12 protein-coding genes, 1 tRNA gene and 1 riboswitch are annotated in these 14804 nt (G+C 71.4%); of the genes, 10 read left to right on the top strand and 3 right to left on the bottom strand.

All coding sequences use genetic code 11. The annotated features are described in order from the left end of the window. Positions 1–153: 153 nt before the first annotated feature. Positions 154–330, top strand: a riboswitch (cyclic di-AMP (ydaO/yuaA leader). A 4-nt stretch (positions 331–334) separates the two neighbouring features. The 7 genes from ACFW6A_RS06770 (at position 335) to ACFW6A_RS06740 (ending at position 7922) form a co-directional block, all read left to right on the top strand. Further along, complete coding sequence (locus tag ACFW6A_RS06770; RefSeq protein WP_351843606.1) at positions 335–1063, top strand: transglycosylase family protein; 729 nt, start codon at positions 335–337, stop codon at positions 1061–1063. Positions 1064–1351: 288 nt separating this feature from the next. Beyond that, entirely contained in the window at positions 1352–2638 is a 1287-nt protein-coding gene (eno, locus tag ACFW6A_RS06765; protein WP_031013622.1) for a phosphopyruvate hydratase, read from the top strand. 103 nt (positions 2639–2741) lie between these two features. Then, positions 2742–3212: a septum formation initiator family protein gene (locus ACFW6A_RS06760; RefSeq protein WP_351843608.1), complete on the top strand. Its 471-nt coding sequence runs from the start codon at positions 2742–2744 to the stop codon at positions 3210–3212. Positions 3213–3234: 22 nt separating this feature from the next. Then, positions 3235–3786 carry a DUF501 domain-containing protein gene (locus ACFW6A_RS06755; RefSeq protein WP_351843610.1) on the top strand — a complete coding sequence of 184 codons (552 nt, stop codon included), beginning with the start codon at positions 3235–3237 and terminating at the stop codon, positions 3784–3786. After that, positions 3783–4697: a Ppx/GppA phosphatase family protein gene (locus ACFW6A_RS06750; protein ID WP_351843612.1), complete on the top strand. Its 915-nt coding sequence runs from the start codon at positions 3783–3785 to the stop codon at positions 4695–4697. The genes ACFW6A_RS06755 and ACFW6A_RS06750 overlap by 4 nt, the downstream gene beginning before the upstream one ends. Positions 4698–5067: 370 nt before the next feature. Continuing rightward, on the top strand, positions 5068–6453 hold the full coding sequence (locus ACFW6A_RS06745; protein WP_351843615.1) for an NAD(P)/FAD-dependent oxidoreductase: 1386 nt from the start codon (positions 5068–5070) through the stop codon (positions 6451–6453). Between the two features lie 173 nt (positions 6454–6626). Continuing rightward, positions 6627–7922, top strand: coding sequence for a cyclopropane-fatty-acyl-phospholipid synthase family protein (locus ACFW6A_RS06740; RefSeq protein ID WP_351843617.1), 1296 nt, complete (start codon positions 6627–6629; stop codon positions 7920–7922). A 62-nt stretch (positions 7923–7984) separates the two neighbouring features. Here ACFW6A_RS06740 and ACFW6A_RS06735 read toward each other — a convergent pair whose 3' ends face one another. Continuing rightward, positions 7985–10516 carry an FtsX-like permease family protein gene (locus ACFW6A_RS06735; protein ID WP_351843620.1) on the bottom strand — a complete coding sequence of 844 codons (2532 nt, stop codon included), beginning with the start codon at positions 10514–10516 and terminating at the stop codon, positions 7985–7987. Between the two features lie 63 nt (positions 10517–10579). Beyond that, the gene (locus ACFW6A_RS06730; RefSeq protein ID WP_351843622.1) at positions 10580–11350 is read right to left on the bottom strand and encodes an ABC transporter ATP-binding protein; all 771 of its coding nucleotides are present in this window, start codon (positions 11348–11350) and stop codon (positions 10580–10582) included. 388 nt (positions 11351–11738) lie between these two features. Here ACFW6A_RS06730 and ACFW6A_RS06725 point away from each other — a divergent pair. From ACFW6A_RS06725 to ACFW6A_RS06715, 3 genes are all read left to right on the top strand, one after another. Further along, a tRNA-Leu gene (locus tag ACFW6A_RS06725) sits at positions 11739–11824 on the top strand. Between the two features lie 217 nt (positions 11825–12041). Next, a complete protein-coding gene (locus tag ACFW6A_RS06720; RefSeq protein ID WP_351843625.1) occupies positions 12042–12947 on the top strand; it encodes a Bax inhibitor-1/YccA family protein in 906 nt (301 codons plus the stop codon). 92 nt (positions 12948–13039) lie between these two features. Beyond that, a complete protein-coding gene (locus ACFW6A_RS06715; protein ID WP_351843627.1) occupies positions 13040–13369 on the top strand; it encodes a hypothetical protein in 330 nt (109 codons plus the stop codon). A gap of 146 nt (positions 13370–13515) precedes the next feature. Here the strand turns inward: ACFW6A_RS06715 and ACFW6A_RS06710 are convergent, their stop codons facing one another. Further along, entirely contained in the window at positions 13516–14334 is an 819-nt protein-coding gene (locus ACFW6A_RS06710) for a hypothetical protein (protein ID WP_351843629.1), read from the bottom strand. Between the last annotated feature and the right edge of the window lie 470 nt (positions 14335–14804).

The raw sequence follows: 14804 nt of genomic DNA, 5'->3' as shown, positions 1-14804 counted from the left end.
AACGAGGTCTGACGGTGTGCAAGTAAGGGCGTTTTGTCCGTCGTGAGCCTCTTTGAACTTCGAGCACCTGTGTGTCTACGGTCGTGACCGCTCGCCACCGCGGGCCCCGTCGACCGAAACGCCGAGTCCTGCCGTCGGCCGTCGGGAACTGTCGTCGCGAAAGCGCCGCAGGCAGGAGTGGGGGACCCAAGGTTTGCGCCGGTCCCGGCCGTCGAGACGGACGGCCGACGACCGGCTAGGGGTGAAGCCGCGCGCAAGGACGCGCGGCCGGGCGAACTCTTCCGGCCCGAACCCGACAGCTCACCTCACAGGCGTCGGTAGAAGAGGAAACTCCATGCTGTTCTCCGGCACGGGCAAGCGTCGTCGTCCCTCCAAGGCCACCCGCGTCGTCGCCCTCGTCGGCGTCACCGGTGCGGCCGTCGCCGCCCCGCTGATGGCCGCCGGCACCGCCTCGGCCGCCACCGCCTCCGAGTGGGACCGCGTCGCCCAGTGCGAGTCCGGCGGCAACTGGTCGATCAACACCGGCAACGGCTACTACGGCGGCCTCCAGTTCTCGGCCTCCACCTGGGCCGCGTACGGCGGCACCGCCTACGCCCCCACCGCCAACCAGGCCAGCAAGTCGCAGCAGATCGCCGTCGCCGAGAAGGTCCTCGCGGGCCAGGGCAAGGGCGCGTGGCCGAGCTGCGGCGTGGGCCTCTCCGGTGCCTCGTACGACGGCGGCTCCGCCGAGGCTGCCGCCCCGCAGCAGAGCGCCCCGCAGCAGCAGAGCGCCCCGAAGCGCACCGCCGAGCAGCCCGCCAACCGCAGCGAGCAGCGCCAGGCCCCGAAGCGGAGCGTCCAGGCCGCTCCGAAGGCCGCCGCCAAGAAGACCGTCACCACCCCGACCGGCAAGACGGTCAAGAAGGGCGACGGCGAGTACAAGGTCACGGCCGGCGACACCCTCAGCAAGATCGCCGCGGCGCAGGGCGTCCAGGGCGGCTGGGCGAAGCTCTTCGAGCTCAACAAGGACGTCGTCGAGAACGCCGACCTGATCTACCCGGGCCAGCAGCTCCACCTGAAGTGAGCCCCGCGGCACCCGTGAGTCCGGCGGCTCACCGGTGCCCGACGACCCTCCCGCGGTGACCACCCCGGTCCCGAGCCCTCCCCCCGGGGGCCCGGAACCGGGGTTCTGCCGTTACCGTCCAGTAGATCCCGGGTCTTTCGTCCCCCACTGCGTGCTCTTGGGCCCTTTTTCGTCCCAGGGGACGGGCGGTCGGCTGGCCGGAGCGCCCGAGCCGGTTAGGCTCTTGTCGCAAGGCGAACGAGACCTTGCGACCCATGCGTCACACCTAGCGTCACATCCCAGAAGGAGATGCTCGTGCCGTCCATCGACGTCGTCGTAGCCCGGGAAATCCTGGACTCCCGAGGCAACCCCACGGTCGAGGTCGAGGTCGGCCTCGACGACGGCAGCACCGGCCGTGCTGCCGTGCCGTCCGGTGCCTCCACCGGTGCGTTCGAGGCCCTGGAGCTCCGCGACGGTGACCAGAACCGCTACCTCGGCAAGGGTGTCGAGAAGGCCGTCCTCGCCGTCATCGAGCAGATCGGCCCGGAGCTCGTCGGCTACGACGCCACCGAGCAGCGCCTGATCGACCAGGCCATGTTCGACCTGGACGCCACCCCGGACAAGTCGTCGCTCGGCGCCAACGCCATCCTCGGCGTCTCCCTCGCCGTCGCGCACGCCGCCTCCGAGGCCAGCGACCTCCCCCTCTTCCGCTACCTGGGCGGCCCGAACGCGCACCTGCTGCCCGTTCCGATGATGAACATCCTCAACGGCGGGTCGCACGCCGACTCCAACGTCGACATCCAGGAGTTCATGATCGCCCCGATCGGCGCGGAGTCCTTCTCCGAGGCGCTGCGCTGGGGCACCGAGGTCTACCACACCCTCAAGTCCGTCCTGAAGACCAAGGGCCTCTCCACCGGCCTCGGCGACGAGGGCGGCTTCGCCCCGAACCTCGGCTCCAACCGCGAGGCGCTCGACCTCATCCTGGAGGCCATCAAGCAGGCCGGCTACGTGCCCGGCAAGGACGTCGCCCTCGCCCTGGACGTCGCCGCCTCCGAGTTCTACAAGGACGGCAAGTACCTCTTCGAGGGCAAGGAGCGCTCCGCCGCCGAGATGACGGAGTACTACGAGGAGCTCGTCTCCGCGTACCCGCTCGTCTCCATCGAGGACCCGCTGTTCGAGGACGACTGGGCCGGCTGGAACGTCATCACCGAGAAGCTCGGCGACAAGGTCCAGCTCGTCGGCGACGACCTCTTCGTCACCAACCCGGAGCGCCTGGCCCGCGGCATCGAGGAGAAGTCCGCGAACGCCCTGCTCGTCAAGGTCAACCAGATCGGCTCGCTGACCGAGACCCTGGACGCCGTCGAGCTCGCCCAGCGCAACGGCTTCAAGTGCATGATGTCCCACCGCTCCGGCGAGACCGAGGACGTCACCATCGCCGACCTCGCCGTCGCCACCAACTGCGGCCAGATCAAGACCGGCGCCCCGGCCCGCTCCGAGCGCGTCGCCAAGTACAACCAGCTGCTGCGCATCGAGGAGATCCTCGACGACGCCGCGGTCTACGCCGGCCGCAGCGCCTTCCCGCGCTTCAAGGGCTGATCGCGGGGGCCGACCGGCCCCGGCACCGCAGTTCCGTCCGTCCCCGCACCCGGTCCCGTACCGTGTGCGGGGACGTACGTGTGACCAGGGGAGGCGACACCGCATGGCCGTGAAGAACGGGGACCGGTTCTCCACCGCGACCCGGATCAGGCTGCTCGGCGAGCAGACCGCGGCCCGCGTCTACCGCTCCCAGACCCGCCGCCAGGCCCGGCGCTCCCGGCTCACCGGCCGCGCCGCCTTCCTCGCCCTGGTCGTCTGCTCCCTCGTCGTCGCCCTCGCCTACCCCATAAGGAGCTACGTCTCCCAGCAGGGCGAGATCGAGGAACAGGAGCGCAGGGCCGCCGAGGCGGCACAGCGGGTCGAGGAGCTGAGGGACGAGAAGGCCCGCCTCCAGGACCCGGCCTACGTCCGCCGCCTCGCCCGCGAGCACCTCCACTACGTGCTCCCCGGCGAGACCGGCTTCACCGTGAACGACCCCGGGGCGTCCGACCGCCCCCGCGCCGACCAGGGCACGGCCGACCGGCCCTGGTACGACAACCTCTGGGACGGCGTCGACAACGCCGACCGCCACTGACCGACCCGACTCAGGATCCACGATGGAAACGCCCCCTCCGCAGACCGAACGCACCGAGCCCACCGAGGCGGACGTCGCCGCCTTCGAGGCCCAGCTGGGCCGGCCGCCGCGCGGCCTGCGCGCCATCGCGCACCGCTGCCCCTGCGGCAACCCGGACGTCGTCGAGACCGCGCCCCGGCTGCCCGACGGCACCCCCTTCCCGACCACGTACTACCTCACCTGCCCCCGGGCGGCCTCGGCCATCGGCACCCTGGAGGCCAACGGGGTCATGAAGGAGATGCAGGCCCGGCTCGCCACCGACCCCGAGCTGGCCGCCGCCTACCGCGCCGCGCACGAGGACTACCTCGCCCGCCGCGACGCCATCGAGGTCCTGGAGGGCTTCCCCAGCGCCGGCGGCATGCCCGACCGCGTGAAGTGCCTGCACGTCCTCGTCGGCCACTCGCTGGTCGCCGGCCCGGGCGTCAACCCCTTCGGCGACGAGGCCCTGGCGATGCTCCCCGAGTGGTGGGCCAAGGGCCCCTGCGTGAACCCGTGCGCGGACAGGGAAGACCGGGAAGAGGGGAAGGGCGAGTGACCCGGGTCGCCGGAATCGACTGCGGCACCAACTCCATCCGCCTCCTCGTCGCCGACGTCCATCCCGGGACCGGCGAGCTGGTCGAGCTGGACCGGCGGATGACGATCGTCCGGCTCGGCCAGGGCGTCGACAGGACCGGCCGGCTCGCCCCCGAGGCGCTGGAGCGGACCTTCGCCGCCTGCCGCGAGTACGCCGCCGTCATCGAGGAGCTGGGCGCGGAGCGGATCCGCTTCGTCGCCACCTCCGCCTCCCGCGACGCCGAGAACCGGCAGGACTTCGTCGACGGGGTCGTGGCGATCCTGGGCGTCGAGCCCGAGGTCGTCACCGGCGACCAGGAGGCCGAGCTCTCCTTCGTCGGCGCCACCGGCGAGCTGCACGGCGACGACCGGCGCCTGGTCGTGGACATCGGCGGCGGATCGACCGAGTTCGTGGTCGGCAACCGGCACGTCGAGGCCGCCCGCTCCGTCGACGTCGGCTGCGTCCGGCTCACCGAGCGGCACGTCCGGCACGACCCGGTGACCGCCGAGGAGGCCGAGGCGATCCGCGCCGACGTCCGCGCCGCCATGGACCTGGCCGCCGGCACGGTGCCGATCACCGAGGCCGAGACCCTGGTGGGCCTGGCCGGCTCGGTGACCACGGTCGCCGCCATCGCCCTCGGCCTGCCGGAGTACGACTCCGAGAAGGTCCACCACTCCCGGATCTCCCGCGCGCAGGTCGACGAGGTGGTCGCCCGGCTGCTCGCCTCCACCCACGAGGAGCGGGCCGCGATCCCCGTCGTCCACCCCGGCCGGGTGGACGTCATCGTGGCCGGCGCGCTGGTGCTCCAGGAGATCGTCGAGCGGGTCGGAGCGGCCGAGGTCGTGGTCAGCGAGCACGACATCCTCGATGGGATCGCCCTATCCGTGGCATAGCGGGCAGCTATCGAGGGGTCCCACGACACCCCGCCGCAGAAGCTTCGTGAAGTTCTTCACAAGGAAAAGGGTCCTGATGGCACCCGAGGGAGGCGTTTGGGCCTCCCGAGGGGGTCATCGGGACCCTTTCGCAGGCGCGGAGGCCACTTCGCTCGAAGTTTCCATCGTGTGAACGCGCCCCCTGGTTCCGCGTTAACGGGGGCTCTCCGGGCCAGTTCAGTAGGGGTGAACAACGTTCACCACTGCATTCCGGTTCCTTTGCACGACCATGACGTGGATCACGTGGGCGGCGGAGTGTAGCAGAGCGCCCCGGAGAGCTTGTGAAGGGGCGCACGAGGTACCCCCCACGAGTGGGTGGATACTCGATGCCATGAGCACCACGGAGCGTCCCAGGATCCTCATCGTAGGCGGCGGGTACGTTGGCCTGTACGCCGCGCGGCGCATCCTCAAGAAGATGCGTTACGCCGAGGCGACCGTCACGGTCGTCGACCCCCGGTCGTACATGACCTATCAGCCCTTCCTCCCCGAAGCCGCCGCCGGCAGCATCTCGCCGCGCCACGTCGTCGTCCCGCTGCGACGCGTCGTGCGCGGAGCCGAGGTGCTCACCGGCCGGGTCACCACCATCGACCAGGACCGCAAGGTCGCCACGATCGCGCCGCTCGTCGGCGAGGCGTACGAGCTGCCCTTCGACTACCTGGTCATCTCGATGGGTGCCGTCTCCCGCACCTTCCCGATCCCCGGCCTCGCCGAGCAGGGCATCGGCATGAAGGGCATCGAGGAGGCCATCGGTCTGCGCAACCACGTCCTCGAGCAGCTGGACAAGGCCGACTCGACCACCGACGAGGAGGTCCGCCGCAAGGCCCTGACCTTCGTCTTCGTCGGTGGTGGCTTCGCCGGCGCCGAGACGATCGGCGAGGTCGAGGACATGGCCCGCGACGCCGCGAAGTACTACCAGAACGTGTCGCGCGAGGACATGCGCTTCATCCTGGTCGACGCCGCGGACAAGATCCTCCCCGAGGTGGGCCCCAAGCTCGGCCAGTACGGCAAGGAGCACCTGGAGAGCCGCGGCATCGAGATCTACCTGGAGACCTCCATGGACTCCTGCGTGGACGGCCACGTCGTGCTCAAGAACGGCCTGGAGGTCGACTCCAGCACCATCGTGTGGACCGCCGGCGTCAAGCCGAACCCGGCGCTCGCCCGCTTCGGTCTGCCGCTCGGCCCCCGCGGCCACGTGGACTGCAACGAGAAGCTCCAGGTCAACGGCATGGACTACGTCTGGGCCGCGGGCGACAACGCCCAGGTCCCGGACCTGGCCGCCATCAAGGCCGGCGTCCCGGCCGAGCGCGCCTGGTGCCCGCCGAACGCCCAGCACGCCCTGCGCCAGGCCAAGATCCTCGGCGACAACGTCGTGTCCGGCATGCGCGGCTTCCCGCAGAAGGAGTACAGCCACGCCAACAAGGGCGCCGTGGCCGGCCTCGGTCTGCACAAGGGCGTCGCCATGATCGTCATGGGCAAGTTCAAGATCAAGCTCAAGGGCCGTCTCGCCTGGTACATGCACCGCGGCTACCACGGCATGGCGATGCCGACCTTCAACCGCAAGATCCGCGTCTTCGCCGACTGGACCCTCGGCATGTTCCTCAAGCGCGAGGTCGTCTCGCTCGGCGCCATGGAGACGCCGCGCGAGGAGTTCTACGAGGCCGCCAAGCCCGCCCCCGCCGCGGCCGCCCCGGCCCCGGAGAAGGCCAAGGCGTCGTAACACCCCCGGCAGTACCGAAGGGCCGTCCGTCATCCGTGGTGCGGGCGGCCCTTCGGCGTGCTTTCGGCGCGTTTTGCCGAGTCCTTGCGTCGCGGCGGGATGGGAAACCCCTACCGTCGGTGTTCCCTTGGTGACGGACAAGTCTGGGGCAAGGACCACGGAGGTGTTTCACCATGGCCGACGCCGCGACGCGGCTCGCGACTCTCACCGAGGATCTGCTGGGAAGTCCCCTCCCCCTGCGCCTGCGCGCCTGGGACGGCAGCGAGGCCGGCCCGGCGGACGGCGGACCCGTGCTGGTGGTCCGGGACCGCAGGGCGCTGCGCCGCATGATCTGGAAGCCGGGCGAACTGGGCCTGGCCCGCGCCTGGGTGGCCGGCGAGCTCGACGTCGAGGGGGACCTCTACGAGGCCCTGGAGCGGCTCTCCGGGCTGCTCTGGGAGCGCGACGGGGAGGGCGGCGGCCTGCTCGCCGCCGTGCGCGATCCGCGGCTGCGGGCCGCCGCCGGTGAGCTGGTCCGGCTGGCCGGGCCGCTGCCGCCGCCGAAGCCGCCGGCCGAGGAGGCCCGCGGCCACGGCGGGGGGCGGCACAGCAGGCGCACCGACCGGCAGGCGATCAGCCACCACTACGACGTGGGCAACGAGTTCTACTCCCTGGTCCTCGGCCCGTCGATGGTCTACTCGTGCGCCCGCTGGACGGACGGCGGGACGCTGGAGGAGGCCCAGCGGGACAAGCTGGACCTGGTCGCCCGCAAGCTGGCCCTGAAGGAGGGCGACCGGCTCCTGGACGTGGGCTGCGGCTGGGGCTCGATGGCGATCCACGCGGCCCGCGCGTACGGCGCCCGGGTCGTCGGCATCACCCTCTCCCGCGAGCAGGCGGCCTTCGCCCGCAAGCGGATCGCCGAGGAGGGACTGACCGACCGGATCGAGATCCGCGTCCAGGACTACCGGGACGTGTCCGACGGCCCGTTCGACGCGATCTCCTCCATCGGCATGGCCGAGCACGTCGGGGCCGTGCGGTACCGGGAGTACGCGGACCTCCTGTACGGCCTCCTGAAGCCCGGCGGACGGCTCCTGAACCACCAGATCTCGCGCCGACCGGAGCCGGACGAGGAGGCGTACCGCGTGGACCCCTTCATCGACGCGTACGTCTTCCCCGACGGCGAACTCGCCCCGATGGGCCGGACCCTGACGACCCTGGAGGACGCCGGCTTCGAGGTCCGGGACGTCGAGGCGCTCCGCGAGCACTACGCGCTGACGCTGCGCCGGTGGGTGGCGAACCTGGAGGGGGAGTGGGACCGCGCGGTCCGGCTCACCTCCCCGGGCCGGGCCCGGATCTGGCGGCTGTACATGGCGGCCTCCGCGGTCTCCTTCGAGCGCAACCGGATCGGCGTGAACCAGTTCCTGGCGGTCAGGACGCCGCCGTCGGGGACGAGCGGGCTGCCGCTGCGGTCGCGGGAGTGGACGGAGTAGCGGAGCGACGCGAAGGGCCGGTCCCCGTGCGGGGGGACCGGCCCTTCGTCGTACGGCGGCGCCTACTCGGCCTTGATGGCGGTGAGCATGTTCAGGCGGGCGGCGCTGCGGGCCGGCCAGAGCGAGGCCAGGACGCCGACCAGGGCGGCCAGGAGGAGGAAGATCCCGACCCGGTCCCACGGCACGACCAGGCCGTAGCCGGGCAGGCTGGCCTCGAAGGTCTTGCCGATGGCCCAGGCGAGGAAGGTGCCGAGGCCGATGCCGACGATCGCGCCGAAGACCGAGATCACGACGGCCTCCAGGCGGACCATGCGCTTCACCCGGCGCCGGTCGAGACCGATCGCGCGGATCATGCCGATCTCCTGCTGCCGCTCGAAGACGGACATCGCGAGGGTGTTGACGACGCCGAGGACGGCGATGATCAGGGCCATCGCGAGCAGGCCGTACATGATGTTCAGGAGCAGGTTGATCTGGCCGCCGAAGGTGTCGCGGATGTCCTTCTCGTCCATGACGGAGATGGCGGGGTTGTCGCCCATGGCCTTGGTCAGGGCCTGCTCGTGGGCGTCGCTCGGGCCGCCCTCGGTCGAGACGAAGATCTGGCCGATGTACTTCTCGGCGTCGTGCGCGTCGAGGACCTTCGTGTCCACGAGGACGGGGGAGAGGAACTCGCTGTCCTTGTAGATCGCGGCGACCTTCAGCGCGCCCTTCTTCTTGTCCAGGTACTCGACCGGGACGGTGGCGCCGACCTTCAGGCCACGCTTGGCGGCGGTCTTGTCGGCGACGGCGATCCGGCCGTCGGCGAGCCCGCTCAGCGAGCCCTCCAGGACCTCGATTTCGAGGACCTTCTCGATGGCGCCGGGCGTGACGCCGGAGGCGGAGACGTAGGAGCCCTTGATGTCGAGGGCGCCGGCCTGCTGCGGGGAGACGGCGGTGACGCCGGGGGCCTTCTCCAGGGCGGTCAGGGCCTCCGGGGAGAGGCCGCCGCCGCTGGCCATGGTGACCATGTAGTCGGCCTTGATCTGCTCGACGGTCATCTTGTCCAGCGCCTGGCCGGCGCTGACGCCGATCACGGTGAGGCCGGTGACGAGGGTGAGGCCGATGGCGAGGGCGGAGGCGGTGGCGCCGGTGCGGCGCGGGTTGCGGACCGCGTTGAGGCCGGCGAGCTTTCCGGAGATCCCGAACGCCTTCACGAAGAAGGGGCGGATCAGGGCGATCACGGGCCGGGAGAGGAACGGGATCAGGATGATGATGCCGATGAGGGTGGCGAAGGCGCCGCCCGCGATGGTCATCCGGCCCTCGTCGCCGCCGGCGTTGGCGCCGAGCACGATGAGGACGGCGCCGATGGCGGTGATCGCGGCGCCGATGGCGTTCCGCACGACGAGCGACTTGGCGTTCGGGGTGGCGTGGACGCTGTTCATGGCGGCGACCGGCGGGATCTTCGCGGCGCGGCGGCCGGGCAGCCAGGCGGCCAGCATGGTGATGACGACGCCGACGCCGAAGGCGGCGAGGACCGGGGTGGTGCCGAGGACCAGGTCGCCGTCCGGGACCTTCATGTCGAAGGCGGCCATGCCGGAGCGCAGGCCCACGGCGAGCCCGATGCCGAGCAGGTAGCCGACCGCGGAGGCCACGATGCCGACGATGCCGGCCTCGGCCAGGACGGAGCGGGTGATCTGCTTGCGCGAGGCGCCGACCGCGCGCATCAGGGCCAGTTCCTTGGTGCGCTGGGCGACCAGCATGGTGAAGGTGTTGGAGATCAGGAAGACGCCGACGAAGAGCGCGATGCCGGCGAAGCCGAGGAGCGTCTGGTTGAGGGCGCCGAGGCCGGACTCGATCTGGCGGGCCTGCTCGTCGGCCAGGGCCTGGCCGGTCTGGGCGGTGGCGGCCTTCGGGACGACGTTCAGGACCGCGTCGCGGAGCTTGTCGTCGTCGGTGCCGGGGGCGGCCGAGACGTTCAGGTCGGAGTAGTAGCCGGGCTTGAGGTACAGCTTCTGGGCGACCGGGGCGTCGAAGACGACGAGGCTGCCGCCGGCGTTGACGGCGCCGTCCTCCGTGGTGAAGACGCCGGAGAGGGTGTACTCCTTCACCGGCCCGTTGGTGGCGACGCGGACGCGCTCGCCGACCTGGTAGCCGCCCTTGTCGGCGGTCTCCCTGTCGAGCGCGATCTGGTCCGCGGCGGCGGGGCCGGCGCCGGTGGTGAAGGCGAGGGCCGGGTCCTTGCCGTCGGGGCCGGGGGCGAAGTTGGTGCCCTTGTTGGACCAGCCGGAGCCGATCAGCTTGCCCTTCGCGTCCGGCACGCCGGCGAAGCCGTCGACGCGGGGCTGGACGCCGGTGACGCCGTCGAGCTTCGCGACCTCGTCGACGGTGGCCTGGGAGAGGCCCGGGTTCTTGGCGGCCTCTTCGGGGTCCGGCCGCAGGGAGACGGCGACGGCCACGTCGTCGTAGCTCTTCGCGGACTGGTTGCGGAAGGCCTGGGAGAGGGTGTCGGTGAAGACGAGGGTGCCGGAGACGAAGGCGACGCCGAGCATCACGGCGAGCACGGTCATCAGCAGCCGCGCCTTGTGCGCGAGGACGTTGCGCAGGGCGGTACGGAACATGGGTGTGTCCTGGAGGAAGGCGGGACGGAAGTCGGGTGCGGGCCCCGGCGGGGGCGCCGGGTGTCAGCTCGTACGGCCCTTGGCGTCGAAGGCCTTCATCCGGTCGAGCACGCCGTCCGCCGTGGGGCGGAGCATCTCGTCGACGATCCGGCCGTCGGCCAGGAAGATCACGCGGTCGGCGTAGGAGGCGGCGACCGGGTCGTGGGTGACCATGACGACGGTCTGGCCGAGTTCGCGGACCGAGTTCCGGAGGAAGCCGAGGACCTCGGCGCCGGAGCGGGAGTCCAGGTTTCCGGTGGGCTCGTCGCCGAAGATGATCTCGGGCTGGGAGGCGAGGGCGCGGGCGACGGCGACGCGCTGCTGCTGGCCGCCGGAGAGCTCGGTCGGGCGGTGCTTGAGGCGGCCGGAGAGGCCGAGCATGTCGATGACCTTCTCGACCCACGCCCGGTCGGCCTTGCGTCCGGCGATGTCCATGGGGAGCGTGATGTTCTCCATGGCGGTGAGGGTGGGCAGCAGGTTGAACGCCTGGAAGATGAAGCCGATCTTGTCCCGGCGGAGCTGGGTGAGCTGCTTGTCCTTGAGGGTGGACAGCTCGGTCTCGCCGATCCGGACCGAACCGGAGGAGAAGGAGTCGAGGCCGGCGACGCAGTGCATGAGCGTCGACTTGCCCGAACCGGAGGGGCCCATGATCGCGGTGAACTCGCCCTGGCGGAAGTCCACGCTGACCCGGTCGAGCGCGACGACCTGGGTCTCGCCCTGGCCGTAGACCTTCGTGAGCTCCGTGGCGCGGGCGGCCACCGCGGTGGCGCGGGGCACGGTGGGGGTGGTGGTCACGAGGGGACTCCTGTCACGACGGTCGATCGGATGAGCGGCAACCCGGTGTCCCGGGAACCACTCCATCGTTTCGAACGTTATCGCGCCGGTCGTCCGCCCAGGTGCCCGTTCCCGGGGCCCTCTCGGGTCGGACCGGGAGCCCCGCTCCTCCTCCTCTGGTATGACGGCGACCCCGACCGCGGAGGTGACACACCTGCGGCGAGATCTGGTCAATCCGGGGGTGGCGGCTTTGCGCCCGCGATCCCCGTCACAGTTCGGGAAAACCCCGCCCACCTGCACTGACGCACCCTCAGACGTCAATAAAATAAGACAACATCGGTCGCTCGTTCCGCTGAACGAGGGAAGGGCCCCGATAGGCTCCTGTGCCAACGCGGAGCTTCGCGGCAACGCCCGGATGGTGGAATAGCAGACACGGCGAGCTTAAACCTCGCTGGCCTTCGGGCCGTACCGGTTCAAGTCCGGTTCCGGGCACCACCCGGGCCCAGGTGACCCCCTGTGGCCCGGTGAACCGCTCCTTCCCTCCCGGACTCCCCCCACTCCTCTCCCTCTCCCCCCTTCCCGGGCTCCCGGGTGGCCGGGGAAGATCGGAAGTTGTCGCAAAAGATCCTCCCCGAGCACTAGAGAGTTTCTTTTGCCTACGCATTACCCTTGACGCAAGGCCGCGCAGTGCGGCCGTCCATGGAGGAGTGAGATGAGGAGCAGCAACCCGGTCTTCTCGCGACGGGGGTTCAGCCGCGACAACGGCTACGCGGGCTTCAACGCGCAGCAGCCGCAGGCCGGGGGCCCCGCCGTCGGAACGAACCCCTACGCGACCGGTAACCCGTACGCCGAGGGCGCCACGGCCAACCCGTACGCCACCAACCCCTACGCGCCGCAGGACGTCCAGACGGGCGCCCCGCAGCAGGCGCGCGGCAACGTGATGACGATCGACGACGTCGTGAGCCGTACGGCCATGACGCTCGGCACGGTCGTGCTCACCGCCGTCCTGTCCTGGCTGCTGCTGCCGGTCGACCCCGCGAACCTCGGCAAGTCCTACGGCATCGCCATCGGCGCCGCCCTGGTCGCGCTCGTCCTGTCGCTCGTGCAGTCCTTCAAGCGCAAGCCGTCGCCGGCGCTCATCCTGGCCTACGCGGCCTTCGAGGGCGTCTTCCTCGGCGTGATCTCCGCCGCCGTCTCGACGTACATCGCCGACGGCGTGGTCATCCAGGCGGTCCTCGGCACCATGGCGGTCTTCGCCGGCGTGCTGACCGCCTACAAGATGGGCTGGATCCGGGTCAACCGGCGCTTCACCGGCTTCGTGATGGCCGCCGCCATGGGCTTCATGCTGCTCATGGTGGTCAACCTGCTCTTCGCGGTCTTCGCGGGCGGTGACGGCCTCGGCTTCCGCAGCGGCGGCCTCGGCATCCTCTTCGGCGTCATCGGCATCATCCTCGGCGCCTGCTTCCTCGCCCTCGACTTCAAGCAGGTCGAGGACGGCATCACCTACGGTGCCCCGCGCGAGGAGGCGTGGCTGGCCGCCTTCGGTCTCACCATGACCCTGGTGTGGATCTACCTGGAGATGCTGCGTCTGCTGTCGATCCTCCAGGGCGACGACTGACGCACCCCGTGACTCGGGGGAAGGGCCCGTCCGGCACCCGCCGGGCGGGCCCTTCCGCGTCCCTCCCCGGCGCCCCCGGTAGGGTCGGCCGGGTGCTGGATACGAGTGAACTGACCGCCGCCGTGGAACGCTTCGCCGACCGGCTGCGGGCGGCCCCCCAGAGCCGCCTCCAGCAGGGCGCGGCCGCCGAGGGCCTGGCCCTGGCGAGGGAGCTGGCGGTACGCGCGCAGCGCGCCGAGGAGCCGGACCGGGAGCCGCGGATCATCCCCGACGCGGGCGTCTTCACCGTCGCCGACCAGCTCGCCGTGGCCGGCGCCGATCTGGCCGAGGTACTGCGAACGGCCCCGTCCCCTTCCCGCGAGCGGGAACTGGACGAGGCCGTGACGTTGGTGAGGGCGGCGCGGGAGCGGTCGGGGCTCTAACGGCGGTGGGGGGACCCCGGGCGGGTCCGCCCGGGGGATCCGCGGCCGGAGTGCCGGCCCGGCCCCCGCCCGGCGGCCGGAGGCCGCCGCGGCGACCCGAAGCCTGCGAGGCCCCCGGGGCCCCGCAGTGCGAGGGGCGCGGTCGATCAGAGGGACGCGATGACGCGGTCCGCGAGGATGTAGACGTTCTCCTCGTCGGACTCGCCGTACGAGAAGGTCAGGGCGAAGGCGCCGGAGACGCCGGAGCCGCCGAGGAGGACCGGGGTGCGGCCGGCGCGGAGGGCCTCCGCGAGGCGCTCCGCGGTCTCCCGGTGACCCGGGGTCATACAGAGCGTGGTGCCGTCGGCGAAGACGTACACGTCCAGCGTGCCGAGCGGGCCGGGGCGGACGTCCGTGAGCGCCGTCGCCGTGTCGGCCAGCTCCTCCAGGCGCGCCACCGTGCGCTCGTGGTCCGTGACCACCGGCGTCTGCACCGGCACGAAGTCCGGGTGCGAGGGGTGGCGGCGGCGGGCGGCGGCCAGCTCCGCGGAGTCCTCCGGGAAGTCGTCCACCGGCTCGACGAGGCCGTCGAGCGCGGCCGCCTCGGCCTCCATGGCCTCCAGCGCCATCGCCTCCAGGCCCACGAAGTCCGTCTGGCGCGGCACGAAGAGACCGGTGGACTCCTCGCCGCCCGGGCCGCCGAGGAGGGCGGAGGGCGCGTCCGCCGCGTCCCGGGCCTCCTGCGCGGCCCAGAAGGCCCGCGCCTCGGCGAGCTCGCGCTCGCGCTCCTCGGCCAGCGCCTCCGCGACCGCGGCCCGTATCTCGGCGGCGGGCGTGGTGCGGGCCGCGGGGACCGTCACGCCGCGGCCGGCGGCCAGCTCGGTGCGCAGGGCGGTGACCTCCCGGCGGAGACCCCGCACGTGGTGCAGGGCAGCAGCGCCCACGGCCGTGGCAGCGGCGGTGGTCAGCAGCAGGGCAAGAGACATGGCGCTCACTGACGTACTCCCGATTCGAGTCGATCCCCCGACTTCCTACATCAGCTTGTCGCGGCCCGGGACCCCCTGTCAGTGCATTACGTCACGAAACGGACAGGTATTTTGGCTGGGTGTTTAGTCCCAGAACCACCCTGACCTGGGAAAACGAACTCCCCCGGGATGTATGTCACATCCTGGGGGAGATTCGGTCACGGCTTGGACGCGGGGTGGTTGACGCGTTCGGTCCCTGGAGAACGGGGGCCGGAAGCGGCCCCGCCCCTTCCTGGCTCAGCCGCTCGGTTCTTCGGTCGCGCTGGGCTTCGCCACCGCTGCGGACAGGTGCCGCCCTCGTTCCTCGGGCGACCCCTGCCCTCCGCTCCGGCTCAGCTCAGCCGCTCGGTTCTTCGGTCGCGCTGGGCTTCGCCACCGCTGCGGACAGGTGCCGCCCTCGTTCCTCGGGCGACCCCTGCCCTCCGCTCCGG

The organism is Streptomyces sp. NPDC058758 (genome assembly GCF_042746075.1).
Classification (GTDB): domain Bacteria; phylum Actinomycetota; class Actinomycetes; order Streptomycetales; family Streptomycetaceae; genus Streptomyces.
Note: the sequence above shows the minus strand (reverse complement) of the source record. Positions and strands in the feature narration are given on the sequence as shown.